The sequence below is a fragment of the Gordonia sp. YC-XJ4 genome, assembly GCF_059511865.1.
In genome coordinates this window covers 1,016,991-1,041,816 of the sequence record NZ_CM183447.1, presented here as the reverse complement: position 1 = coordinate 1,041,816, position 24,826 = coordinate 1,016,991, and the positions used below count along the sequence as shown (strand labels likewise).

Below are 24,826 nucleotides of genomic sequence, written 5' to 3'. Positions count from 1 at the left end.
ACGAACGTCGTGTGTCGAAGGGGTGAACGAGGAGACCCTCAGATCTGTGAAGTCAGACTGACCTGAGGAGTCGGACCCGTGAAAATCAGTTGTGCAGGTCGATCGAGCCGTACTTCAGGCACGCCTTGCCGCTGGTGGTGTCGGCGGCCGCGGCGAAACCGCCCGAGCAGCCGACGCCGGGCTGACCCGAGTAGGCCTGGCCTCCCCAGCCGCCGATGGCGACCGAGTACCCGCCGGCGCGGGCCTGGGCGACGGAGAGCGCCTTGGGTCCGGTGGTGATGGAGTAGGAGGTGCCGTTGGTGGTGGCCCCCGCCAGCGCCGACGAACCGGGCGCCTGGTTGATTGCATTGGCGTTGCCGCCGCGGTCGGACACGGCCACCGCCGTACCCCCACCGGTCTCCTGCGCGCTGGCACTGCTGCCCACACCGGCGCGCGCGCCGCACCCGCTGGTGCCCTGAATCTGTTGCACCTCATGGCCATTCGTCGCGTTGCAGGTGACCGCCTGGGCACCACCGCCACCGAGGCCGAGACCCCAGATCGCTCCTGCGCCGCCGACGGCGACAATCAGGGCCCGTGCCGCAAACCTGTGAGTACGCAACGTGAATCGGCCTCCTCGCCGTATTGGGACAGCCATCTGGCGATGGCGGAAGTGATGACCAGATGGTCAGACTGAGCACAGCGTACTCCCGTCACCGACACCCGCCCGACCGACTCGGTCACGGAACGGCATCTATTGCCCGCGGACGGGTCGCCCCGCACCGGACCACCCGGACGCCAATGGGGCCTGCCGATCGAAATCGGCAGGCCCCATTGGGTTTTGACGTCTGAAATCAGGCTTTTGCGCGGCGCTCCGACTCCGCGGTGAGACCTTTCTTGGCTGTCTCCACAGCCGTCTTCTGGCCACGTTTGACGAGCATGCCGGGCAGCTTCACCTTGAGGTCGATCTCGAGCTCGAACTCGACGTGCGACCCGTCGCCCGACGGCGTCACCGTGTACTTGCCCTGTTGCTCGGCCAGCATCTTGGACTCGATGAGACTCCAGGAGCAGGTGTTGTCGGTCCACGCATAGGAGACGGTCTGATCATCGTTGACGCCTGCAGCCGAGACGGTCATGGTGACCTGATCGGGCGTGCCGTCGTCGTGTTCGGACACGATGGCGGCCGCCTTGTGCGGACCGGACCATTCGGGCAGGGATTCCACATCCATCAGCACCTCCATCACGACCGACGGGGGTGCGGCGACATCGAACTCGGTTCTCGCAGAGACAGCCATGCGCAGAATGTACCGCGCGGTGAAGTGCCGCGGCAGGAGAACCTCGTCGGAGCGGGCCAGATCCGGCTGCGGCTCCGTCAGACCTCGCGGTCGACGAGGTTCAGCGGCCACGCCTCGTCGGGGATGTCGCGCACGCCGCAGGCGATGTCGGTGGCGGTGAACCAGCCGCGGAAGTGCAGGATCTCCCCGATCACCGGGTTGCGGACGGTGGCGTCGCACCGGAACCGCTGACGTTCCTCGTCCCATCCCTCGATGTACTTCATCTGGGCGCCGAACAGGCCCTTCATCCCGACCTTGGGGCCGCGGCCCAGCCAGCGCATCGGCCCGCTCTCCAGCAGCAGTTCACCGGCGGTGGTCACCGACGGCTCGATCGGGTAGAGCAGTTCGGGTCCGTCGCCGAAATAGTCGACGAGGCCGATGCGTCCGGCCACGAGCAGCGAATTCAGTTTGCGGGTCCCCGAGGTGTAGTCGAAGCTGCGCAGCACGGCCAGATTCTCTCGACCCAATTCGTCGGTGTAGCAATAATGTCCCTGGCTGAACGGCACCATCCGGCTCGTCTTCGAGGGCAGCGCGTTGCGTTTGCCGTAGTACCAGAAGAACGGTGGCGGCAGCGCCGGGGTGATGTAGACCGACTCGAGGATGCCGGTCCCGATCTGGGCGACATTCGAGGTGGAGTCGATGCTGTAGCGCCACGCGATGTTGGGGTGCAGACGGTCGAAGTCGGAGCCGAGGACATCTCGGTACACCGGTGTCATCGCCCCACCACCTCCCGCAGATGTGTGTCCCACGACATGTTCGAACGAAAAACCTACTATGTCGTCGTTCACATCGGGAGCCCGAGGTGGTCGGGGCCCGCGCGACCCCGAGGGCCCGACAGGTGCGGATCAGTGTGCGGCGGCGTCGTCGCAGAGGCGTGCGAGCTCGCCGATGACCTGATCGAGTGGCGCCACGCTGCGCTGCGTCTGGCACAGCCCGACGGCACCCTCGATAGCGGCGACGACCAGGTTGGCCAAGGAATCCGCACGCTCTGGGGCGACCCCCTCGGAGACCAGTCGGGCCGCGATCAGCCGCAGCCAGTTTCCGAAGATCTCGTCGGCCTCGTCGGCGACGGACGGCTCCGACCGCCGGGCGAGACCGCCGGCGAGGACCGGGCAGCCGAACTGGAAGTCGGTGGCGACCAGCATCCGACGCCACACGTCGCCGATCCCGATGATGGCCTCGGCCGGCGAGCCCGGATGCTGACCACCGATCCGGGTGGCGATGAAGTCACCCGCGTAGCGCACCGCCTCGGTCATCAGCTGCGTCTTGCCACCCGGGAAGTGGTGATAGATCGAGCCGCGTGGGGCCGAACTGGCCGCGATGACGTCGCCGATCGAGGTGGCCGCCACACCGTCGCGACCGATCAGATCGGCAGCGTGCACGACCATGCGCTCACGCGGGCCGCGTGAGCGGGTCTTGGTCGTCACGATGTCGGTGGCCTCGTCACCCATCGGGCATCACTCCTATGTAGGCCTTCATAATCCGATGCTTCTATGCAACCATACATAATCATGACGACCTCAACGAACACATCGGTCCCCACCGATCTGAGCGCGATGTCGGGGCTCGAGCTCCTGCGCGCCTGGCAATCCACCCCCGACGACGATCGGCCCAGCATCGGCCGGCTGCTCGGTATGCGGCCGGTCCGCATCGAGGAGGGCGAGGTGCACTTCGCCGTCACCCCCAAGGCAGACTTCGCCAACCCGCTCGGCACCGTGCACGGCGGCATCTGCGCCACCTTGCTCGACTCGGTGATGGGCTGCGCGGTACACACCACCCTGCCCGCCGGCGTCGGGTACAGCACCCTGGAACTGAAGGTGAACTACATCCGGTCGGTGGCCCTCGACGCCGACGAGCTGACCGGCGTCGGCACCGTCATCCACGTCGGTGGACGCACCGCGACCGCCGAGGGCAGGGTGTTCGCCGCGGACGGAAAACTCGTCGCGCACGGCACGACGACGTGCATCGTGTTCCGGTGAGCGACGCGCCACGCTGATCGGACGACCCGACGTCGCGGTCAGCGCAACGGGATTCGCAGCCACGGACTGAGCTGATCGGTCAGGAGGGTGGTCAGTACCGGACGGGTGCGGGCGCACGACTCGTCGGCCGCTGCGGCCACGTCGCGGGTGTCCTCGGCGGAAGCCAGCGCCCGCCCCCATTCGAAGCCAAGCGCGAAGGCCGTCCAGTCGGCATAGCACTGCTGCGCGCGGTGCCCCGTGTCGATGATCGCCGCCCACGCCCACGCGTCGTCGACGAGTCCCGCCCGTCGGCACATCCGCACCAGCTCGACGGCCTGCCCGAGCTCCCACGCTCGGGTGCTCACCGGTAGATCCCGGGGTAGCGTTCGCGACTGCGCTGCCACCTGCACGAGCGTCTGCACGCGCCCGGATTCGACGCCGACCCAGGCGGCGATCGCGGCGGCGACATCCGGGTCGAGGCGCATCCCCGCACGCTGCGCTCCCGGATACGTGCGCGCCAGACTCGCCAGCACGGCGTCGTAATCGGGGGTGACCATCCCCAGCGTGAGCAACTCGACGGTCTCGACCGCCGAGTTGGTATCGGTGATCGCCCAGGCCCGCCGGATGATCTTACGGATCTGCCGATCACTCTCGGCCATCATCAGGTGGTCGACGGGGTCGGACCCGGAGTCCACGGCGAAGAACGCACCGCACGCCAGTCCGCGCAACTGCTCGACCGTTCCGGGGTAGCCGGTCCAGCGGATCGGGCCGAACCCCACCGGCCCTGGCGTGGGCATGGGTGGTACGGGCATGGCCGGCCGGCCGGCCACCGGCGGCGGACTTGGCATCCCCGGCGCGGCAACGGTCGGGGACTCAGCGGTCGGGGCAACTGCAGTCGGGGCCACAGCAGTCGGGGTCACGGTCGTTGCGGGCGCAGCCGGGGCGACGTTGTCCGCGCCCTTGTTGACCGCACCCTTCGCGAGCTCCACGGCGAGCACGTCGACGACATCCCGGCAGGTCTGCCGACCGCCGGGAGCTGTGAGCGCACCGAGAGAGATCACGGCGTCGACGACCCCACCGCCGAGATCACGGAGCATCATGCGGATCAGCCCGATCAGGGCCTCGCGATCGGCTGCCCCGGGCCGCTCGACGCCGCGGGGTGCGGGCCGCAGCCCGGTCAGATAGACCTGTCGGCGCCGGTCACCCGCGAACAGGATCGCCGAGGTCGTCAGGTCACCGTGGACCACGCCGTGCTCGTGAGCATGATCGAGGGCGTCGGCGATCGGCCTAGCGATCTCCACAAAGGTGTCGGTGGCAATCCGTTCCGGCTGCGTGTCGGCGATCAGCTCGCCGAGATCACCGCCGTCGATGTGCGCCGTGGCGTACCACGGGCATCGGTCGGTCTCGCCGCGGTCGTACACGGGCACGATGTTCGGGTGCACCACCGCCGACAGTGTGTCGGCCCGCCGCACGAATTCCTCGCGCGCACCGTCGTCGTCGATCAAAGCGGGTGCCGGCAGATGGAGCACGTCTCGTCGCGGAAACCTCGGATGAGCGGCGAGATAGGTCTCGCTCATCTCGTCGGCACCGATCGCCCCCAGAATCCGATAGCCCGCGAACACGTCCCCCACAGCCGGTCTCATGGTCTGCGACGCTACCGCGCCGGACCGGGTTTGAACCGTTGCGCCCGCGGGAACACCGCCCCTTGGTCATGAGTTCGTCGACCACGCCCGGTTCAGTGAACAGCCGGTTCTCGCCCGCCACCGAATGAGGGTTTCAGTTGCCGTCCTGCCAGTCGCTGTCCTCCCCACTACGAGTCGCCTCGGTACCGGCATCGCACGTCTACGTCCGACATCTGGCGTCCAGCAGTCCTGATACCGCGCTCCAGCGCCCGGTGATCCGCCTACCCGATCCCGTACCCGCGGACGGAGCCACGGTCCCAGGCGGGTGGTGGCCGCCATTGATGCTCGACCCACGCTGGATCGCCGACCACGCCGACGACTTCGACGTCTTCCATCTGCATTTCGGTTTCGACGCCATCGCACCGGACACGATCGCCGCGGTCATCGGCGAATTGGACCGACACGGCAAACCACTGGTCTACACCGTGCATGATCTGCGCAATCCACATCACCCGGAACCCGGCGCGCACGAACAGGCGCTCGACCTCCTCATCCCGGCAGCCACCCGGGTGATCACCCTGACACCCGGTGCTGCAGAGGAGATCTCGAGCCGCTGGGGTCGAGAGGCCGCGGTGTTACCGCATCCGCACGTCGTCCCGGAGACGCGATTGTCACCCACCCGGCCGCGTCACACCACGACCGACGAGCCGTTCGTCGTGGGAGTGCACACCAAGAGCGTGCGCGCGAACATGGATCCGCTCCCGGTGATCCACACCCTTCTCGAGGCCGCCGCGCAGTCTCCGGACATCGTCATCCGCATCGACGCACACGACGAGATCTTCGAACCCGGCAACCACTGGTACAACCCCGACTTCGGCGTCGAACTGCTTGCTCTGGCAAATCATCCGCGGGCTCGCGTGCAGATTCATCCGTACTTCGACGACACCGCACTGTGGGACTACCTCGCAGGCCTGTCGGCCTCGGTACTGCCGTACCGCTTCGGCACACACTCGGGATGGCTGGAGGCCTGCCACGATCTGGGAACCGCCGTCATCGCACCCAGTTGCGGCTATTACCACCAACAGCAGGACTGCGCCACCTTCGATTTCACCGAATCGACCTTCGCCGAGGAGTCATTGGCCCAGGCTCTTGACGAAGTCCGGCAGACGCCGACACGGCGTCCGTCGCGGGCCGAGCGTCTGCGGCAACGGGACGCGCTTGCCGACGCCCACCGCGATCTCTACGCGGGATGTGTCGATGGTTGACCGCTGCTGCGACGCTTCACTGTCGATCGCGATGATCGCCTCGAGTCGCCATCCCATCGCCCAACCGTTCGCCGGCGGCCTCGAGGCCCACGTGTGGCATCTCACCCGCGCCCTGGTCGAGGCCGGTCATCGGGTCACATTGTTCGCCGGTCCCGGCTCGGACACCGAACTACGCACCGCACTTCTCAACACCGTGCCATTCGAGCCCTCCGCGCGTGCGCGCGCCGACATCTCGATGCCGCCGACGACCGTGCTGCGTGAACACCACGCCTATCTCTCGTTGATGCTCGACCTGATCGACGATCCCGATGCCTTCGACATCGTCCACAATCACAGCCTGCACCATCTGCCCATCGCGATGGCGCCGGCGCTACGAATCCCCATGCTCACCACTCTGCACACACCGCCGACGCCCTGGCTGGAGTCGGCGCTGAGCATCACACCGGATACCGCTTGCGTGGCGGTCAGTGATCACACCGCACAGTCCTGGGAGCCCATCACCGGCCCGGTCCCGGTGATCGGCAACGGAATTCGGCACGAGAACTGGCCGCTCGGCGCGGGCGGGGACGAGTGGGTCTGGTTCGGGCGGATGGTTCCGGAGAAGGGCGCGCACCTGGCGATCGCCGCGGCCCGCCGGGCCGGTCGCCGACTCCGGCTGGCCGGACCGATCAGTGATCACGATTACTACACCACCCGCGTCGCACCGCAACTCGACGACGACATCCGCTACGTCGGGCATCTCGACCAAGACCAGCTCGCCCGTCTGGTCGGATCGTGCGCGGTGGCCCTGATCACTCCGGTATGGGATGAGCCGTACGGACTCGTCGTGGCCGAATCCATGATGTGCGGCACTCCGGTTGCTGCGTTCGCAAGGGGTGGGATACCCGAGATCGTCGGTGACGCAGGGATTCTCGTCGCTTCCGACGACCCGGACGCCCTGGCCGCCGGAGCGTGCGCAGCCGAACACCTCGACCGGGCTGCCGTACGCGCACACGCGATGCGGAACTGTTCGGAGTCGGCGATGGTGGAGCGCTATCAGCGGCGTTACCTCGATCTGATGGGGCGACCGGTGATGGCGTCGTGATCGGCTACTACATCCATCACCAGGGCAGCGGCCACCGCACCCGCGCCGAAGCGATCATCTCCGCGCTGACCTCACCGGTCGTCGCTCTGACGAGCCTGAGTGACCCGCCCGGCGGATGCACCGACGTCGTGACCCTCGACCGAGACGACACCTCGCCGCATCCGGTCGATGTCACCGCCGACCACGCACTGCACTGGGTTCCATTGCACGACAATGGATTACGGGAACGAATGGGTCAGATCGCCGACTTCATCGTGCAGCGGCAACCGTCGGCGATCGTGGTCGACGTATCGGTGGAGGTCGCGGTGTTCGCCCGGCTGATGGGCGTGCCGGTCGTGGTGATCGCGATGCCGGGTCAGCGTTCGGACCCGCCGCACCGTCTCGCCCATCGGGTCGCCGACGCGATCGTGGCGCCCTGGCCGCGAGAACTCTACCGCCCGGGCTGGCTCGACGAATTCGGCGAGAAGACGACATTCACCGGCGGCATCAGTCGCCACGATGGACGCCGGATCGACGTCGACGAGTGTCGCCGCTCCGATGTTCTCGTCATGACCGGTACCGGTGGTTCACACACGGACTCCGGCGACGTCGAGCGGCTCGCCGCCGATCATCCGAACCTGTCGATCAGGGGCCTCGGAGCGAGTTTCGGTACCTGGGTCGACGATCCATGGCCTGATCTGTGCAGCGCCCGACTCGTTGTCATCAACGCCGGCCAGGGCAGCGTCGCCGATGTTGCCACCGCCCAACGTCCGGCGCTGGTTCTCCCCCAGCACAGACCTTTTGACGAACAGCATGCCACCGCGACAACGCTGCGGCGCGCCGATCTGGCCACGGTCGCGCCACAGTGGCCGAGTCCACAGAGCTGGGAAGCCATCCTCGACGCGGCCCGGCACCCCGGTCGCCGGCCGCCGGAATGGGGCCGGTGGCGTACCGCAGGTGCGGCGGGCCGCGCAGCCGAGGTGATCGAGGAGTGTGCGCGATGAACGATTCGCCCACTTCTGCGGCGATCACCATCGTGCACGGTCGCCATGCACATCTCGAACGTCAGCTCGCGGGCATCGCGGCCGCCACCGACCGGCCCGAGGACCATGTCGTGGTTGCGATGGGCGATCCCGAAGTCGCCGATCTGGTGTCCGGTCGCACGCGGACCCGGGTTGTCGAACTGCCCACCGGACTCGGCGCACTTCCGCTCGCCCGCGCCCGAAACCTTGGCGCCCGAACGGCTTTGGCCGGCGGTGCCGATATACTGATCTTTCTCGACGTCGACTGCATCCCGGGTGTGGAGATGTTCGGCCGCTACCGAAAGGCCGTGCGTGAACACCCCGATGGGCACCTGCTGTTCTGCGGCCCGGTCACCTATCTACATCCGGGCGAGGAAGAAGACCCCGAGTCATACACCGCCCCCCATCCCGCGCGCCCGGCGCCGCCCGACGGGTCGGTGATCGTCGACGACCGGATGGAGTTGTTCTGGTCGTTGTCGTTCGCGATCACCGCGGCGGACTGGCGGCGCAGCGGCGGGTTCTGTGAGACCTACCGCGGATACGGCGGGGAGGACACCGACTTCGCGTTCCAGGCGGCCACCCGAGAGTTTCGGATAGCCTGGGTCGGCGGCGCCCACGCATATCATCAGCACCACCCGATCTCTGATCCTCCGGTGGAACACCTCGACGAGATCCTTTGTAACGCACGACTTTTCCACGATCGGTGGGGAGTGTGGCCGATGCTGGGGTGGCTGCACGCCTTCGCCGCGGCCGGGTTGATCGAGTTCGATGGCGCCGAACCGTCGTGGCATCGGATCAGCCCATGAGGAATCTCTCGCGCAGCTGCTCCTGCTCGGCCGCGCCGATACCGAGCGAGTCGGCGAGGTACCCCTCGATCCCGCCGTGGGTGGAGTCCACCTCGGCGAAGGCCGCGTCGAGATAGGCTGCGTCCACTCCGAGCACCGGGATCAGCAGATCGGGATCCCCGCCGGCGGCGGCGAAGTCGTCGAAGATCGGCTTCAAAGCGGGGATGAGGCGCTCATTGGTGAGCAAATAGTCGTGGTAGACATCGTCTTTCGCGACACCCATCAGGGTGAGAAACGACGCCGCCGCCCAGCCGGTCCGGTCCTTGCCGGTGGTGCAGTGGAACAGTGCCGGTCGCGGGTGCTCGCCGAGCAGACCGCGATAGAACTCGCGATAAGCCCGTCCGGCGCTGGGCAGCGAGACCAGGTCCCGATAGGTGCGTGCGATCAGCTCCCGTGCCTTACCGTCGGACAGTTCCTGACTGGCCATCGCCACCGTCTTGGGATCCGACAGGAACGCACCGATGTTGGCGGGGATCGCCATCGCCGCGTCGGCCAGCACGTCGAGGTGGATGTCGATGACGTCATCGAGTTGGGGATCGGGCAACGCTTTTCGCTCGGTGGCCGAGCGCAGATCATAGATCGTGCGCAGACCCAGCGCTTCGAGGCGCGGCAGGTCGGCCGTCGCCATGGCGGAGAAGTCCGTCGACCGGTACAGGCGTCCCGGGGCGACTGCCCGCCCGTCGGCGGTTGTCCACCCGCCGAGATCACGCAGATTGGGCAGAGTCGGCACGGGGCTGGCGGCAGCCGGAGGCGATGTCATGCCGACGAGTATCCCAGAGGTCACCACGTGTGTTCGGATATCCTGAACACGTGGCTTTTCATTCCCCCGCCGGTCGCCATCCAGGCGACCGCATTCGTGCCGTCCGGACGGCCAGTGGCGTGTCGCTGCGCGAGTTCTCCCGACGGATCGGGATCAGTCCGGCGACGCTGAGCGCCACCGAGAACAACCGGACCGGTATCAGCGTCGAACGGCTCGAGACGATTGCCGCAGCCCTGGGTATTCACCCCTCGGCGCTGCTCGAGGATGGCCCCGTTCCCGGATTCGACGCGCCGGCGAGCACCGACGACCGAGCCGACGCCACGCAGGCGTGGCGTGATTTCGGTGGCGCCGAGGTCGTCGACCCCGTCCTCGATGCCGCACTGGGTTGCATCGTGGCCAAGGGATATCACGGATGTTCCATCCGCGACATCGCCGACGCGGCCGGCTTGTCGGTGGCCTCGCTGTATCACCATCACGAGAGCAAACAGGGCATGCTCGTCGACCTGTTCGACCAGACGATGAACGAGTTGCTCGATCGCGCCGCCGGTGCCCGCGACGACGCCGGCGGCGACCCGGTGCAGGCATTCACCCTGATGGTGGAAAGCCTTGTGCTCTACCACAGTTACCGTCGACGACTGTCGTTTCTGGGCGCGACCGAGATGCGCAGTCTCGTCGAGCCCAACCGACGTCGCATCGCCGATCGGCGAGTCGCCCTGCAGCGGATGTTCGACGCCGAGGTCGACCGCGCCGCCGCAGCCGGCCGGTTCGGTGCACCTCGTCCGCGTGATGCTGCCCGTGCCGTCGTCGGCCTGTGTATCGGCGTGGCGGATTGGTACGACCCCGACGGCCCGGACACCCCCGAACAGATCGCCGCGCTCTACACCCGATACGCCCTCAATCTCGTCGGCGCGCGTCGGTAATCGGCGCACACAGATTCCGCAATGTTCGGAAAAGCCGAACAGTTGACGTCTGGTTGTGCGCCCGCCACCACACGTCGGCCCGGCGATACTGAGAGCTGACCCCAGTATTGACACCTGAGAAGGCAGCAGGCACCCTGATCGTGACCGATCGATCGCTCTGTAAAGGGGGCGATGAGCACATCCAGCGAGAGGACCACTCGTGACCGCATCAGAGAAGACGCTGCAAGGACGCACCGCCATCATCTCCGGCGGCAGCCGCGGAATCGGTGAGGCGATCGCGGTACGTCTTGCGCGGGCGGGCGCCAACATCACCCTGCTGGCCAAGACCGCCGAGCCGCACCCGAAGCTTCCCGGCACCATCTACACCGCCGCACAGGCCATCGAAGAAGCCGGTGGACAAGCACTTCCGATCGTCGGCGACATCCGCGACGACGAGCAGGTCGCCGACGCCGTCGCGGCCACCGCCGAGCGCTTCGGCGGAATCGACTTCGTCATCAACAACGCGAGCGCCCTCAACCTCGCCGCGACCGCCGAGATCGACATGAAGCGCTACGACCTCATGCAGGACATCAACGCCCGCGGCGCATTCTCGCTGTCCCGCAGTGCCATCCCCTACCTCCGCAAGTCCGATCACGCACATGTGCTGACCCTGTCACCGCCGATCTCGCTGGAGCCACACTGGTTCGACGAGATCGGCACCGCCTACACCGTGTCGAAATTCTCCATGACGATCGTCGCCCTGGGCCTGTCACGAGAACTGGCCGCCGACGGCGTCGCGTCGAACTGCCTGTGGCCGCGCACCACGATCAGCACCGCTGCGGTGCGAAACATCTTGAGCGAGCAGCTGATCGCCCGTAGCCGCAGTACCGAGATCATGTCCGACGCCGCCTATGCGATCCTGTCGAAGGACCCGGCCGCGGCCACCGGCCAGTGCTACATCGACGACGAGGTACTCGCCGCCGACGGCGTCACCGACTTCTCGAAGTACCGGACCGTAGACAGCGACGACGAGTTGGAGCTCGATTTCTGGATGACGCGCAAGTGATCAGTCCGGGCGCTCCGGCAGGTCACAAACACCGTTGACGCACACCGCCCCGGCGTCGCCGAGCATCGTGAACCCCGGTGCGGTGGCGCCGTCGGTGTCGGTGGTCGAGGTCGGGTCGTCGCCGCTCTGCTCGCGGTCCTCAGGCATCGGCGCGCTCCCGCGCCACCGTGCGCAAGGCGTCGGCGAAGGTCTCCGGCGACTGCGCGCCCGAGACCCCGTAACGTCCGTCGATCACGAAGAACGGGACGCCACTGATGCCGTACGCACGGGCCTGCGCGATGTCAGCGGCCACGGCGTCGGCGTAGGTGCCGTCGGTCAGGGCGGCGAGTGCGTTGTCGCGGTCGAGTCCGATGTCGGCCGCGAGATCGGCGAGGTCGGCGGCCCGTCCCACATGCCGGCCCTCGGTGAAGTACGCGCGGAACAACCTCTCCACCATGTCGAGCTGTCGCCCTTGGGCTTTCGCGAAATGCAGCAGTTGGTGCGCCGTGAGCGTGTTGGTGTGCTGTAACGCATCGAAGTCGTAGGTCAGACCCGCCTCGGCGGCGATCGCGGTGACCTGTGCCAGCATCTGCCCGACCTGCTCGCGGGGCATGCCCTTGTGGCCGACGAGGAAGTCGACCTCGGTGCCGTCGAAGTCGACCGGGGTGTCGGGGGCCAGCTCGAAGCTGTGATAGGTGATGGCGACCCGGTCGGCGAGGCCGGATTCGGCAAGACCTGCCTCGAACTTCCGCTTCCCGATGTAGCACCACGGGCAGGCGATGTCGGACCACACGTCGATGGGGATCGTTGAACTCACGAGCGGTTCAACCGTCGTCATCGGGCCGGCATTCCGGCCACGCGCGGCAGATTCCGCAGAAGGTTCGCTCCTGGGGGGACGTTCCGCGGAATCCTGCAGCGAACGCCGAAGGCCGGCCACCCCAGGGGTGACCGGCCTTTGTACGTGTAACGCTGTGTGAGCGTTGGGTTCTGATCAGATCAGAAGCCCATGCCGCCCATCTCGTCGCCACCCGGCATGGCCGGGGCCGGGTTCTTCTCCGGCTTGTCGGCGACGACGGCCTCGGTGGTGAGGAACAGCGCCGCGATCGAGGCTGCGTTCTGCAGCGCCGAGCGGGTGACCTTCACCGGGTCGTTGATGCCTGCGGCGAGCAGGTCCTCGTAGGTGCCGGTGCCGGCGTTGAGGCCGGTGCCCTTCGGCGAGTTGAGGATCTTGTCGGCGACGACGCCCGGCTCGAGCCCGGCGTTGAAGGCGATCTGCTTGGCCGGAGCCGACAGCGCAACCTTGACGATGTTGGCGCCGGTGGCCTCGTCACCCTCGAGCGAGAGTGCGTCGATGGCCGGCTCGGACTGCAGCAGGGCCACGCCACCGCCGGCGACGATGCCCTCTTCGACGGCAGCCTTCGCGTTGCGGACGGCGTCCTCGATGCGGTGCTTGCGCTCCTTGAGCTCGACCTCGGTGGCCGCGCCCGCCTTGATGACCGCAACACCGCCGGCCAGCTTGGCCAGGCGCTCCTGCAGCTTCTCACGGTCGTAGTCGGAGTCGCTGTTCTCGATCTCGGTGCGGATCTGCGCCACGCGACCGGCGATCGCGTCGGCATCACCGGCGCCGTCGACGATGGTGGTCTCGTCCTTGGTCACGACGACCTTGCGGGCGGTACCGAGCAGCTCGACGCCTGCACCCTCGAGCGAGAGGCCGACCTCTTCGCTGATGACCTCGCCACCGGTGAGGATGGCGATGTCGGCCAGCATGGCCTTGCGACGGTCACCGAAGCCCGGGGCCTTGACGGCGACGGACTTGAAGGTGCCACGGATCTTGTTGACGACCAGGGTCGAAAGGGCTTCGCCCTCGACGTCCTCGGCGATGATCAGCAGCGGCTTGCCGGCCTGGATGACCTTCTCCAGCAGCGGCAGCAGGTCCTTGACGGTCGAGACCTTGCCCGACACGAGCAGGATGTAGGGGTCCTCGAGGACGGCTTCCTGACGATCGGCGTCGGTCACGAAGTAGCCCGAGATGTAGCCCTTGTCGAAGCGCATGCCCTCGGTGAGCTCCAGCTGCAGCCCGAAGGTGTTGGACTCCTCGACGGTGATGACGCCCTCTTTGCCGACCTTGTCCATCGCCTCGGCGATGAGCTCACCGATCGATGCGTCGCCCGCGGAGATGCCGGCCGTCTGAGCGATCTGCTCCTTGGTCTCGACCTCCTTGGCGCTCTTGAGCAGCGACTCGGTGACGGCCTCGACGGCCTTCTCGATGCCGCGCTTGAGGCCGAGCGGATTGGCGCCGGCGGCGACGTTGCGCAGACCCTCGCGCACGAGCGCCTGGGCGAGCACGGTGGCGGTGGTGGTGCCGTCACCCGCGACGTCGTCGGTCTTCTTGGCAACTTCCTTGACGAGCTCCGCGCCGATCTTCTCGTACGGGTCCTCGAGCTCGATTTCCTTGGCGATGGAGACACCATCGTTGGTGATGGTGGGGGCGCCCCACTTCTTCTCCAGAACGACGTTGCGACCCTTGGGGCCCAACGTCACCTTGACAGCGTCGGCGAGGCTGTTGAGGCCCCGCTCGAGGCCGCGGCGGGCCTCTTCGTCGAACGCGATTTGCTTGGCCATGGGTAAGTGATCCTCCGATAGGGGGTGACACCAGGTATCTATGGCCGGACTCGGTGCCCGCGACGGACGACCGGTGTGTCATTCGGAACCGATCTCACCGTCCCGACCTGGCACTCACGGTCCGTGAGTGCCAACGTCCGTTTTAGCACTCGACCATGGCGAGTGCAAGGTCTGGTCGGACCCGTCAACCGTGAGCGACGAGCAGCGGCACGAGTTGTTCGTCGGCGGTCCACGCGCCGTGGTGCCCGATCATCCTCGCCTCGAGCGGTTCGACGTCGCCGCGGACCAGCACGGTGCGGTCGCGGGCGACGGCCACGACGTCGCCGATCCGCTGCGCGATGTCCGGGTCGACCGCGATGCCGAACCACGCTTCGTCGACGGCCTGCTCGCGCGTGACGACGCGGGCTTCGGCGCCGAGTTCGGCCGTCCACGTGGCGAGGACGTCGTCGCGGGCGCTGTCGGCGACATAGAGGTGGCGCACCCGCGGTTCCCCGGCGATCATCTCCACCCCGGCCGTCCAGAGCGGGTCCGCGTCGAGGTCGACGCGCCGGCCCGCGGCGAGCATGCCGTGATCACCGGTGACCGCGAGCACGGCGTCGGCCGGCAGATCGGCGACCAGGTCGGCGACGAGCGCGTCGACCGTGCGCAGGGTGCGCACCCATTCCTCCGAGCCGGGGCCGTATCGGTGTCCGGCGGCGTCGAGGTCGGAGAGGTAGGCGTAGACGAAGCCCCGTCGACCCGACCGCCGCGCCAGCGCGGTGCCCACACCCTCACGAACGAGGTCGGGTGTATTGGCGGCCAGATGGCGTCCGGTGGCGCGGAAGGCCACCTGGGTCAAGCCGGTTCCGCGGAACTCCCCGGGCATCACGTAGCTGATCGACACCCCGTGCTCGGCGAGTCCGGCGAGCGCACCGGCGAGTGGGGCGACGAGATCGGGTGGATAGGTGGCCATGGCCGATGGTCCGTCGGCGGCGTCCATGGTCCAACGCAACGCGTTGAGCATCCGGCGCGGACCCGTGGTGCGGCAATGGTCGTCGGGCCGGAAGGCGTAACCGATGATGCCGTGCAGGCCGCATGCGGTACCGGTGGTCAGGCTGGTGATGGAGGTGGCGGTGGTGGCCGGGAACCCGGCCCGCAGGGTGGTGGCGTGCAGCGCCGACAGCGTCGGGGCGACGTCGGCATGACGGTGCAGCAGCCGGTCGCCTAGACCGTCGACGAGCAGCAGTACGACGTCGGCGGCCGCGACTTGCGGCATCGACGCAACCGGTTGCGGACCGACACCCAACACACCTGCGGCCCAACCCATTACACCGGCAAGGGTGTTGGGGTGGCCGGCCCACTGCGTCGGTGGGAGTTCGTCGAGCGACTCGCCGGGGATGTCGGTGGTCATGACCCGCCATTGTGCACGAACCGGCACGCGGTCAGGACCGCAACAGCCGTACCAGTACGCCTGCCGCGTGTGCGCATGCGGCGCGCTGTGCGCCGTCGGCGTCACCGGCCTCCAGCGCGGCGACGATGCGGCGGTGTTCGGTGACCGCGAGCCGGCGGTTGACCTCGAGTGCCCACATGTCCGAGCGGTACAGGTGTGACTGGGTGTCGAGTTTGAGCAGGGCGTCGCACAGCGGTTTGTTGCCCGAGAGCGTACGGACCGCGGTGTGGAAGTCGAGGTCGAGTTCGGCGTCGCGCCGATGGTCGGCGGGGCTGTCGAGCATCTCCTCCTGACGGCGCACGTGCTCCCACAGGATCTCGAGGTCGGCGAAGGTGACGCGGGCGGTGGCCTGCCGGGCGGCGAGGCCGTCGAGCACCTCGCGTACCTCGAACACCTGGCGCAGCATGTCCTCGTCGAGTACCGCGACCTTGGCCCCGACGCGCGGGGTGTATTCGGCGAGACCCTCGACGACGAGTTGCTGCACCGCCTCGCGCACCGGGCTCCGCGACACCTTGAGCCGGGTGGCGAGCCCGGGCACGCTCAGTGGCGTTCCCGGGGCCATCGTCCCGTCGAAGATCTCGTCGCGCAGCCGACGCAGGACGGCCTGGGTCAGCAGTGCCCCATCGCTGTTGTCGACGCTCATCGTCTTGCAGCGTAATCGGCGCTCACGCCGGGCGTGCCGCGCCGACGCGCGCCGCCTCCCGCTCGGCACCCTGCGGTGCGATCCCCGACTTCATGCCGGCCAGCTTGGCATTGATGTTGTCGGCGATGGTGATCGGCGGGTATCCGGGCTGATCGGTGCGAGCACATCCGGGCAGGGTCTCGATGACGGCGTCGTGGTTGCCGTCGAAGAAGAACGCCGCCGAACGCCGGCGCAGGATACGACCGTCGACGACCGGCGGATCGACGCGATGGATCGTCGAACGCCACCGGTCGTTGGTCCAGCGTGCCATCGCGTCGCCGAGATTCACGATGAGCGCACCGTCGGCGGGCTCGACGTCGTGCCAGACGCCGTCGTGGTCGAGGACCTGTAGCCCGGGCACCTGATCGGCCCACAACACGGTGAGGATGCCGAAGTCGGTGTGCGCACCCATCCCGGTGAGCTCACCGATCAGGTCGATCTCCCCCTCGGGCAGGGTGTAGTTGTTCATCTTCAGCGCGTCGATGGAGTGGTCGACCATCGACGCGAAGTACCCGTCGGGAAGACCGAGCGCATCGGTGAACGCGCGCAACAGGATCCGGGATACGGTGCGCGCCTCGTCGAACCACCGCTCGACGGCCGGCCGGAACCCCGGTGCCGCGTCGGGCCAGGTGTTGTCGGGGTAGCTCGCCTCCGGCGGCCCGGATACCCCCGGGTACCAGTCACGTTCGGAGCCGACGGTGAACGCCTCGTAGAAGTCGTTCATCTGATTCGCCGCGGCCACACCGAGACTCATGCTCAGCGACTCGCTCTTGGGCGGGCTGTAACCGCGATTCTCCCCCGCCCGGGTGTAGCGCTTCTTGACCTCCAGCGGCAGGGCGTAGAACTCGTCGAGCGCGTCGGCCAGATCGGTCATCACCTCCGGTGCGACGCCGTGGCCGACGATCTGGATGAAACCGACTCCGGCGCAGGCCTCGTCGAGGGCGCGGGCGATCTCGGCACGCGCCGACGGGTCGGCGTGCGGATCTCGGTAGGCGGAGATGTCGATGACGGGGACGTGAAACATGGTGAGCCTCTCGGGAGTGGGATGTGAGCGGGGGCCGGGTCAGCGGCGTCGGTGCACGAGCGCGTTGAGCACGCTGAACACGGCGAACACCGCGATCCCGAACAGCGACGCGAGGATGATCGCGGCGATGAGATCCTCCGATTGCAGTCGCGAGCGGTAGATGTCGAGCAGGGTGCCGATGCCGGGCTGGCCCTTGGCGAAGAACATGTCGCCGATGATCGCGCCGACGACGACGAGACCCGACGCGGTACGGAAACCGGTCATGATCGCCGGAAGTGCCGAGGGCAGTTCGAGTTTCCACAGCCGGGCGGGCATCGATGCGCGCGACAGGGTGAACAGTTCGTGGGCTCCGCGGTCCACCGACATCAACCCGAAGTGGGTGTTGGCGATGATCGGGAAGATCGCGATGATGACGCACACAATGGTCCGGGCGGTCATGCCGTAGCCGAACCACAATCCGATGAGCGGCACGATGGCCAGCACCGGGATCACCTGGGCCACCACCGCCCACGGGTAGATGGCGCGTTCGACAAATGCCCCGCGACTCATCACGACGCCGATGCCCACGCCGAGCACCGCAGCCACCACGAATCCCACCAGGCTGACCCGCGCGGTGACGAGCAGGGCGTCGAGCATCGGGTCGACGTGGGCCTTGTCGAGCAGCGAGGTGGTCAGCACCTGATGCGGTGGGGGCAGCAGGAATCGTCGCTCAGGGCTCAGGATCTGGTAGCTGACGAGGTACCACAGGGCAATCCCGACACCGAGCGACAGCGCCGGGGGTGCCACCATCGCCAGGACCTTGCGGGCGCGGGCCGCAGTTCCCGGCGACGCCGCGCGCGGCACCGCGGCGGAATCCGTCGCCGGGGCCGGGTTCTCCTTCGGGGCCGAGTTCTTCTTCGGGGGCGAGTTCTTCCTCGGGACAGCGCTTGTCAGGGTCATCATGCACCTCGCAAGGTTGTGGAGACCTCGGCCACGTGAGCGGTGAAGGCCGGGTCGAATCGCAGTTCGGGGTCGCGCGGATAGGGGAAGTCGATGCGCAGATCGGCGACGATGCGGCCGGGCCGCGCGGACATGACGATGACCCGGTTGGCCAGGAACACCGCCTCCGACATCGAGTGGGTGATGAACATCGCGGTGAATCGGTGTGCGGTGTAGAGCCGCAGCAACTCCGATTGCATGTCGAGGCGGGTCATCTCGTCGAGCGCGCCGAACGGCTCGTCGAGCAACATCACCTCGGGGTCCTTGGCGAGCATGCGCGCCAACGACACCCGCATCTTCATACCGCCGGAGAGCATGCGCGGCAGCTGTTTCTCGAACCCGGTGAGCCCAACCGCCTCGATGGCGTCGGCGGCGCGGGATCTGCGTTGCGCCTTGGGCATTCCGGCGAGTTCGGCACACAGTTCGACGTTGGCCTGCACCGAACGCCACCCGAGCAGGGTGGTTTCCTGGAAGATCACGCCGACCGAGTCGGTGGCGAGGGCGACGCTGCCGGAGGTCGGCGACTCGAGGCCGGCGGCCATCCGCAGCAGCGTCGACTTACCGCAGCCCGACGGACCGACCACGGCGACGAAATCGCCTGTGGCGATGTCGAGATCGACCTCGGCAAGCGCTTCGGTCCCGGACTCGAATCGTTTACTCGCCCCGGCCACCGAGATGACCACTCCCTTGCGCAGGTGCCGGGCGTCCGGCTCGTTGACGGTGTCGATGAGACTCATGGGCGCTCCTGGTGCTGGGCCGGCGAGATGGCGGGTGGACGAGGCCGAGATGGGGTCGCGTTACATGTAGCGACCACATCGGCTGCGTGGTGATGATTCTTGATTACATGTATTGCAATCGCGTGATCTTCTGTGAACTCTGTGTGTCGCACAGCCCCATCCTGATGGGCTCCACCAGTTCGAATCCAGACTATTACCAGCTCAGTGGACGTTCTGACGGATCAGGGACGGTCAGCGGCGACTACATGTAGCCAAGTGGCCCCACACGGCGTCGTGCCCTACGTTTACATGCAATCCGTTACACCCAGTTCATTCGTTCCAACCAGTCCAGGAGCACCCCTTGCGAATCCCGACCGTTTCCCTCCGCGCCGCGGTGGCCACGTGCCTCGCGGCCATCACCGGCTGCACCGACTCGTCGAGCACCTCCGGCGCCGCGTCGAGCCTTCCGCCCGCACCTCCGCAGTACAACCTCGCCGCATCGTGCCCGAAAGATGTTGTGGTGCAACTCCAGTGGCAGCCACAATCCGACATGGCCGGCGTCATCAGCCTGCTCGGCCCGGGCTACAGCGTCAACACCGATCAGAAGTCGGCCACCGGCCCGCTCGTCTTCGACGGCAAGGACACCGGCGTCGACATCACCCTGCGCGCCGGCGGGCCGGCGATCGGATTCCAATCGGTGCCCTCGGTGATGTACTCCGACGATTCGATCGATCTCGGTTTGGTGCACGGCGATCAGATGGTCTCGGCGGCGACCGCCCAGCGCGTCGTCGGCGTGACACCGCTGCTGCAGTACAACCCGTCGATCCTCATGTGGGACCCGAAGGCACATCCGACGTGGAAGACCATCGCCGACATCGGCCGCTCCGACGCAACCGTCGTGGTGTCCAAGGACCAGGTCTTCCCGCAGTGGCTGGTGGCCAAGGGCCTGCTCAAACAGAGTCAGCTCGACACCGGATACGACGGCGCCCCGGCCCGCTTCGTCGGCGACCCGACCATCGCACAGCAGGGCTTCGCGAACTCCGAGCCGTACACCTACGAGCACGATACGCCATCCTGGGACAAGCCCGTCACGTACGCGATGGTCAAGGACGCGGGCTACGACGTGTACGCCTCGAACGTCACCGTGCGCGCCGACAAACTCGACTCACTGCGCGCCTGCCTGACCAAGCTGGTCCCGATGATCCAGCAGACCGGCAAGAACTATGTCTCCGCACCCGAGGCCATCAACACCACGATCACCGATTGGGTCAGCCAGGACGTCGCGTTCACCCCCTACAGCAAGGGCGAGGCCGCCTACTCGGCGCAACTGCTCAAGGACAAGGGCGTGATCGGTCCGGATTCCGCGGGCGTCTGGGGTGGCTACGACCTCACCAAGGCCCAGACCTCGATCGACGAGCTGATCCCGGTGTTGAACAAGACGGGTGCGAACCTGCCGGCCACCCTGCCCGCCTCGCAGCTGTACACCACCGAGTTCATCGACCAGAACGTCCGTTGACCAGGGGCGATGTCAGTTGGTGCCGACGGGAATAAAACTTGATAGTGGTGCGCTCAACTTGACATAAGATTGCTCCACATGGAGCACCCCCGAGTCAAAGGAGATCATCATGGCAACCAACGGCCGTCTCGTTCCCGCCCGTCGCGCCGCGACCCCGTTCTTGAGCCCGTTCCGGATGTTCGAGGACAACCGCGGACTGCTCGACTTCTTCGACACCGCCTTCGCCGGACTCGAACCCACGCGGTTCGCCGACGCGTGGACCCCGGCGGTGACCGTCGAGGAGACCGAGAGCGCCTACATCGTCGAGGCAGAGCTGCCGGGCATCAAGCGTGAGGACATCAGCGTCGAACTCGACGACAACGTCCTGCACGTGCACGGTGAGACCACCGAGGTCGAACGCACCGGCGAGGTACGCCATCAGACCCGACGCACCGGCAAGTTCGACTACCGCCTCGGGGTACCGGGCGAGGTCGACGCCGACAAGGTCGAGGCCACCCTCACCGACGGCGTCCTGCGTCTCGAGCTCACCAAGGCCGCACCCGCGGTCGCCCGGCGCATCGAGATCACCGACGGCTCGTCCGACGCGAGCTGACGTCCCTGCCCCATCAACCCTTCCCCAGCGGCGCCGCCCGGAACTGTTCCGGGCGGCGCCGCTGCATGATCGGCGCAGTCGCTCACTGGAATGGTGTGCTCATTCGATCGGTGTCATCTCCCCCGCTCGAGCACGCATTCTCCGCAATACCGGTGCTAACGTCACGCACGGCGGTGCGGCGGGAAAAAGCGGCGCGCGCCGACAACAAGTGCGGTGCTCGATGCAGTGGAGGCGCGGGGAATGCAACGATCCGGTGAGCGACAGATCGCCGGATACCGCGTGGCCGACATCCTCGGACAAGGTGGCATGGGTACCGTCTACGCCGCCCATCACCCGCGGCTACCGCGCATGGTCGCGCTCAAGGTGCTCAACGCCTCGGTATCGGCCGACCCCGGATTCCGCCAACGGTTCCGACGCGAAGCGCACCTCGCCGCGACCCTCGAACATCCGCACATCGTGTCGATCTATGACTGCGGTGACGACAACGGACTGCTGTGGATGAGCATGCGTCTCGTGCGCGGCACGTCGGTCGCCCAACTCGTCGCCGACGCACCGCAGGGCATGCCGGTGCCGACCGTGCTCGCCGTGCTGCGCGACACCGCCCGCGCCCTGGACTTCGGGCATCGCCGCGGCATCGTGCACCGCGACGTCAAACCCGGCAACATCCTCATCGACACCGAGATCGACCAGACCCTGCTCGGCGACTTCGGCATCGCGCGTCAGATCGGTGCCGACGACGGGCTCACCGCGGCCGGTACGTTCATCGGCACCTTCGACTACTGCTCGCCCGAACAACTTTCGGCCCACGAGCTCGACGGCCGATCCGATCAGTACAGCCTGGCGTGTATGGCCGCCCAACTGCTGACCGGATGCAAACCGTTCCAGGGGCCCACCGTCGCGACGATCATGAAGGCACACCTCGTCGATCCGCCGCCGTCGATCTCGGCGATGCGTCCCGACCTGTCGCCGGCCATCGACCCCGTCTTCCTGCGCGCCCTCGCGAAGACCCCCGGCGAGCGGTACCCATCGTGCGCGGAATTCGTTCACGCACTGTCGGTGGCCCTGTCGACTCCGACGCCGGCTACACCTGCACCGGTGCCGGTCGCTGCGCCGCCACCTGCGCCTTCGCCCGCCGATGCCTATGCCCAGACCCAGGTCTCTTCGGGTTCGATACCGACGCTGGTGCCCTCGCACATCGAATTCGTCGGTGCGGCACAGGAATTCACCTACACACTCTCGGGCACCTCGCACACCGTGGCGCTCCGCCGGATTCGCGCGACCCGCGATCTCCCCCAACACCGGGTGAGCGCAGGTGATCTCGGCGGATGGGTCGCCTCGGCGGACAACGTCGTCGATCAGGCGTGGGTCGGCGACCAGGCGTGGGTGGTCGGCGAGGCCCGGGTCGCCGACAATGCCGCCGTCCGCGACAACGCCTTCGTCGGCGATCGTGCCGAGATCCGCGGTACCGCACGGGTTGACGGCAATGCATCGGTGTTCGCCGACGCCGTCGTCTCGGGCGGCGCCCGGATCTCAGGTGATGCCGAGATCATCGGGCACGCACGGGTATCGGGCACCGCGTGGGTGTACGAGGAGGCGGTCATCGACGGCGACGCCGGCGCCATCGGCAACGCCCGTGTCTGCGGCCACAGCCGGGTCGCCGAGAACGCACTGGTCGACGAGTACGCCATCCTGTCCGAGAACTGCCGGGTCGGCGGTCATGCGCGGGTGCGTGGGCACGTCCGGATCTCCGGAGCGGCCACCATCGGCGGCAGCACCGTGATCGACGGGCGCGCACGGGTTCACGGGAATGCCCAGGTGAGTGGGGAGGCCCACGTCGGTGGCGATGCGGTGGTGTTCGGCGACGCCGTGATCACCGGCAAGGCCCGCGTCGCCGACGACGAGGTGTCGACGGGGACGCGGGCCTGAGAACGATGGTGCCGCAGCGGCTCACGCCTGTGAGCCGGTGACCTCGCTTCCGACTTCGGACTCCACCGGGACGTCGGCGGTCGAGCGACCCGCGACCCGACCCGCACCGGTGAACCGGCTCAGGACCAGCATCAGGATCGCGCCGAGCGCCGCGCCGACCGGCCAGCTCAACGCCGTGATGTTCTGCGACTCGGGCACCAGCGCCACCAGCGCGGCCACCACACCCGAGATCACCAGTGCCGCCACCGCGGCCGGGTTGAATCCCCGGGTGAAGTGGTAGGCACCATCGGGGTCGACCGAATACAGATCGGCGACCTTCGTCTTCTCCCTGCGCAGCAGGTAGTAGTCGACGATGAGGATGCCGAACACCGGGCCCATCAACGAACCGACACCGCCGAGAAAGTACACGATCGCGGTCTCGCTACCCCAGACCTTCCACGGCAACACCACGATCGAGAGCACCGCGGTGATGATGCCGCCGGTCCGGAACGAGATGTACTTGGGCGCGACGTTGCTGATGTCGTAGGACGGCGAGACGAAGTTCAGCACGATGTTGATGCCCACGGTGGCGATCGCGAACAACACCGCGGCGATCACCACGACGACGTTCGAGTCGATCTTGGACACCAGCGCCACCGGGTCGAGGGTGCCGTCGCCGAACACTTTGAGCGAGCACAAGGAGATGATGATCGAGAGCACCACGAATGCCGTCTCGTTGAGCGGGATGCCCAGGGCGTTGCCGCGTTTGATCGCCTTCTTTGACGGCGCGAACCGCGCGAAGTCGGCGTAGTTGACCAGCGGGCCGGCCATGTAGGCGATCATCAGGAAGGCGACGGCGACGAAGGCGGCGATGGTACTCGGCAGCGACAACACGTCGCCGACGCGCGCATGCCAGTTGATGCTCCAGTCGGCCTGTTCGAGCATCCAGATGGCCAACGCGATCATGCCGATCCACACCACCGGTCCCGCGAAATCCGAAGCCTTGCGGACGATTTCCATTCCGTAGCTGAGCACCAGCAACTGCACCGCCCAGAGCACCATGAAGGTGATCCAGCCCAGCGGGCTCTGCCCGAGGAAACCACCGGTGGTCCACGATTCCATGCCCGGCCAGATGCGCACGATCAGCACGATCACCGCCAGCGATGCCAGGTAGGTCTGGATGCCGTACCAGAACACCGCGACCAGTCCGCGCAACAGGGCGGGAATGTTGGCGCCGAAGATGCCGAAGGTGGCGCGGGCGAACACCGGGAACGGTACGCCCACCTTCTGCCCGGCGACACCGATCAGGTTGGAGCCCAACCAGAGTCCGAGAACGCCGACGAACAGCGCGAGCATCGTCTGCCACCCGGACAGGCCCAGGGCGAGCATGCCGATGGCGAAGGTGTAGCTACCCAGGCTGTGTGCCGAGGTCATCCACAGACAGAACAGATCCCACGAGCGCCAGGTGGCCTTGCCCTCCGCGGTGGGCGCGAGATCTGCATTGAGCAGCGCCGAACGCTCCGGCGTCTGCTGAATTGTTGTGTCGGTCATCAGTTCTCCGAAAAGTGAAGTG

25 protein-coding genes are annotated in these 24,826 nt (G+C 67.2%); 10 read left to right on the top strand and 15 right to left on the bottom strand.

From position 1 onward, the window contains the following. Positions 1-85: 85 nt before the first annotated feature. The 4 genes from AC5ZH6_RS04615 to AC5ZH6_RS04600 all read right to left on the bottom strand — a co-directional run bounded on the left by AC5ZH6_RS04615 (position 86) and on the right by AC5ZH6_RS04600 (position 2,761). Positions 86-598, bottom strand: coding sequence for a DUF6764 family protein (locus tag AC5ZH6_RS04615; protein ID WP_006372505.1), 513 nt, complete (start codon positions 596-598; stop codon positions 86-88). Positions 599-830: 232 nt separating this feature from the next. Beyond that, positions 831-1,271, bottom strand: coding sequence for an SRPBCC family protein (locus AC5ZH6_RS04610; RefSeq protein ID WP_014358903.1), 441 nt, complete (start codon positions 1,269-1,271; stop codon positions 831-833). Between the two features lie 77 nt (positions 1,272-1,348). Beyond that, a complete protein-coding gene (locus tag AC5ZH6_RS04605) occupies positions 1,349-2,026 on the bottom strand; it encodes a DUF4166 domain-containing protein (protein ID WP_094601855.1) in 678 nt (225 codons plus the stop codon). A 129-nt stretch (positions 2,027-2,155) separates the two neighbouring features. Beyond that, positions 2,156-2,761, bottom strand: a complete 606-nt coding sequence (locus AC5ZH6_RS04600) for a TetR/AcrR family transcriptional regulator (protein ID WP_006372502.1) — start codon at positions 2,759-2,761, stop codon at positions 2,156-2,158. A 42-nt stretch (positions 2,762-2,803) separates the two neighbouring features. On the opposite strand from AC5ZH6_RS04600, the gene AC5ZH6_RS04595 reads away from it, so the two are divergent. Then, complete coding sequence (locus tag AC5ZH6_RS04595; protein ID WP_288337209.1) at positions 2,804-3,289, top strand: PaaI family thioesterase; 486 nt, start codon at positions 2,804-2,806, stop codon at positions 3,287-3,289. 38 nt (positions 3,290-3,327) lie between these two features. Here AC5ZH6_RS04595 and AC5ZH6_RS04590 read toward each other — a convergent pair whose 3' ends face one another. Continuing rightward, a complete protein-coding gene (locus AC5ZH6_RS04590) occupies positions 3,328-4,911 on the bottom strand; it encodes a DUF1266 domain-containing protein (protein ID WP_288337210.1) in 1,584 nt (527 codons plus the stop codon). Between the two features lie 137 nt (positions 4,912-5,048). Here AC5ZH6_RS04590 and AC5ZH6_RS04585 point away from each other — a divergent pair, with 137 nt between their 5' ends. Genes AC5ZH6_RS04585 through AC5ZH6_RS04570 form a run of 4 tightly spaced genes read left to right on the top strand, consistent with a single transcriptional unit; the run spans position 5,049 to position 9,046 of the window. After that, a complete protein-coding gene (locus AC5ZH6_RS04585; protein ID WP_094601852.1) occupies positions 5,049-6,155 on the top strand; it encodes a glycosyltransferase in 1,107 nt (368 codons plus the stop codon). Positions 6,156-6,186: 31 nt separating this feature from the next. Continuing rightward, complete coding sequence (locus tag AC5ZH6_RS04580) at positions 6,187-7,239, top strand: glycosyltransferase (RefSeq protein ID WP_240524104.1); 1,053 nt, start codon at positions 6,187-6,189, stop codon at positions 7,237-7,239. Next, positions 7,236-8,222 carry a hypothetical protein gene (locus tag AC5ZH6_RS04575; RefSeq protein ID WP_094601851.1) on the top strand — a complete coding sequence of 329 codons (987 nt, stop codon included), beginning with the start codon at positions 7,236-7,238 and terminating at the stop codon, positions 8,220-8,222. The genes AC5ZH6_RS04580 and AC5ZH6_RS04575 overlap by 4 nt, the downstream gene beginning before the upstream one ends. Beyond that, positions 8,219-9,046 (top strand): glycosyltransferase family 2 protein, encoded by an 828-nt coding sequence (locus AC5ZH6_RS04570; RefSeq protein WP_094601850.1) that lies wholly within the window; start codon positions 8,219-8,221, stop codon positions 9,044-9,046. Before AC5ZH6_RS04575 ends, AC5ZH6_RS04570 begins: the two co-directional genes overlap by 4 nt. On the opposite strand, the gene AC5ZH6_RS04565 is transcribed toward AC5ZH6_RS04570, so the two are convergent. Then, on the bottom strand, positions 9,036-9,845 hold the full coding sequence (locus tag AC5ZH6_RS04565) for a tyrosine-protein phosphatase (protein ID WP_094601849.1): 810 nt from the start codon (positions 9,843-9,845) through the stop codon (positions 9,036-9,038). The two genes, AC5ZH6_RS04570 and AC5ZH6_RS04565, sit on opposite strands and share 11 nt — an antisense overlap. A 50-nt stretch (positions 9,846-9,895) precedes the next feature. On the opposite strand from AC5ZH6_RS04565, the gene AC5ZH6_RS04560 reads away from it, so the two are divergent. Next, positions 9,896-10,765 (top strand): TetR-type transcription factor C-terminal domain-containing protein, encoded by an 870-nt coding sequence (locus AC5ZH6_RS04560; RefSeq protein WP_094602166.1) that lies wholly within the window; start codon positions 9,896-9,898, stop codon positions 10,763-10,765. A 199-nt stretch (positions 10,766-10,964) separates the two neighbouring features. Then, positions 10,965-11,810 (top strand): SDR family oxidoreductase, encoded by an 846-nt coding sequence (locus AC5ZH6_RS04555; RefSeq protein WP_094601848.1) that lies wholly within the window; start codon positions 10,965-10,967, stop codon positions 11,808-11,810. Here the strand turns inward: AC5ZH6_RS04555 and AC5ZH6_RS04550 are convergent, their stop codons facing one another. The 8 genes from AC5ZH6_RS04550 to AC5ZH6_RS04515 all read right to left on the bottom strand — a co-directional run bounded on the left by AC5ZH6_RS04550 (position 11,811) and on the right by AC5ZH6_RS04515 (position 19,261). Further along, positions 11,811-11,957, bottom strand: a complete 147-nt coding sequence (locus AC5ZH6_RS04550; RefSeq protein WP_165776324.1) for a hypothetical protein — start codon at positions 11,955-11,957, stop codon at positions 11,811-11,813. After that, positions 11,950-12,627, bottom strand: a complete 678-nt coding sequence (locus tag AC5ZH6_RS04545) for a DsbA family oxidoreductase (protein WP_094601847.1) — start codon at positions 12,625-12,627, stop codon at positions 11,950-11,952. The genes AC5ZH6_RS04550 and AC5ZH6_RS04545 overlap by 8 nt, the downstream gene beginning before the upstream one ends. Positions 12,628-12,785: 158 nt before the next feature. Beyond that, positions 12,786-14,411: a chaperonin GroEL gene (groL, locus tag AC5ZH6_RS04540; protein WP_006372490.1), complete on the bottom strand. Its 1,626-nt coding sequence runs from the start codon at positions 14,409-14,411 to the stop codon at positions 12,786-12,788. Between the two features lie 184 nt (positions 14,412-14,595). After that, on the bottom strand, positions 14,596-15,801 hold the full coding sequence (locus AC5ZH6_RS04535; protein WP_288337924.1) for an alkaline phosphatase family protein: 1,206 nt from the start codon (positions 15,799-15,801) through the stop codon (positions 14,596-14,598). Positions 15,802-15,832: 31 nt separating this feature from the next. Next, a complete protein-coding gene (locus tag AC5ZH6_RS04530) occupies positions 15,833-16,483 on the bottom strand; it encodes a GntR family transcriptional regulator (protein WP_288337923.1) in 651 nt (216 codons plus the stop codon). A gap of 22 nt (positions 16,484-16,505) precedes the next feature. After that, complete coding sequence (locus AC5ZH6_RS04525; protein ID WP_288337922.1) at positions 16,506-17,546, bottom strand: isopenicillin N synthase family dioxygenase; 1,041 nt, start codon at positions 17,544-17,546, stop codon at positions 16,506-16,508. A 39-nt stretch (positions 17,547-17,585) separates the two neighbouring features. Beyond that, entirely contained in the window at positions 17,586-18,488 is a 903-nt protein-coding gene (locus tag AC5ZH6_RS04520; RefSeq protein WP_496168519.1) for an ABC transporter permease, read from the bottom strand. Further along, positions 18,485-19,261 carry an ABC transporter ATP-binding protein gene (locus AC5ZH6_RS04515; protein WP_014358892.1) on the bottom strand — a complete coding sequence of 259 codons (777 nt, stop codon included), beginning with the start codon at positions 19,259-19,261 and terminating at the stop codon, positions 18,485-18,487. Before AC5ZH6_RS04515 ends, AC5ZH6_RS04520 begins: the two co-directional genes overlap by 4 nt. 340 nt (positions 19,262-19,601) lie before the next feature. Between AC5ZH6_RS04515 and AC5ZH6_RS04510 the strand changes: the two genes are divergently transcribed. The 3 genes from AC5ZH6_RS04510 to AC5ZH6_RS04500 all read left to right on the top strand — a co-directional run bounded on the left by AC5ZH6_RS04510 (position 19,602) and on the right by AC5ZH6_RS04500 (position 23,274). After that, positions 19,602-20,756: a hypothetical protein gene (locus tag AC5ZH6_RS04510; RefSeq protein WP_014358891.1), complete on the top strand. Its 1,155-nt coding sequence runs from the start codon at positions 19,602-19,604 to the stop codon at positions 20,754-20,756. 109 nt (positions 20,757-20,865) lie between these two features. Next, positions 20,866-21,348: an Hsp20/alpha crystallin family protein gene (locus AC5ZH6_RS04505; protein ID WP_006372483.1), complete on the top strand. Its 483-nt coding sequence runs from the start codon at positions 20,866-20,868 to the stop codon at positions 21,346-21,348. A 213-nt stretch (positions 21,349-21,561) separates the two neighbouring features. Further along, entirely contained in the window at positions 21,562-23,274 is a 1,713-nt protein-coding gene (locus tag AC5ZH6_RS04500; RefSeq protein ID WP_238534852.1) for a protein kinase domain-containing protein, read from the top strand. A 21-nt stretch (positions 23,275-23,295) separates the two neighbouring features. Here the strand turns inward: AC5ZH6_RS04500 and AC5ZH6_RS04495 are convergent, their stop codons facing one another. After that, a complete protein-coding gene (locus AC5ZH6_RS04495) occupies positions 23,296-24,804 on the bottom strand; it encodes an NCS1 family nucleobase:cation symporter-1 (protein ID WP_006372481.1) in 1,509 nt (502 codons plus the stop codon). Positions 24,805-24,826 lie beyond the last annotated feature (22 nt).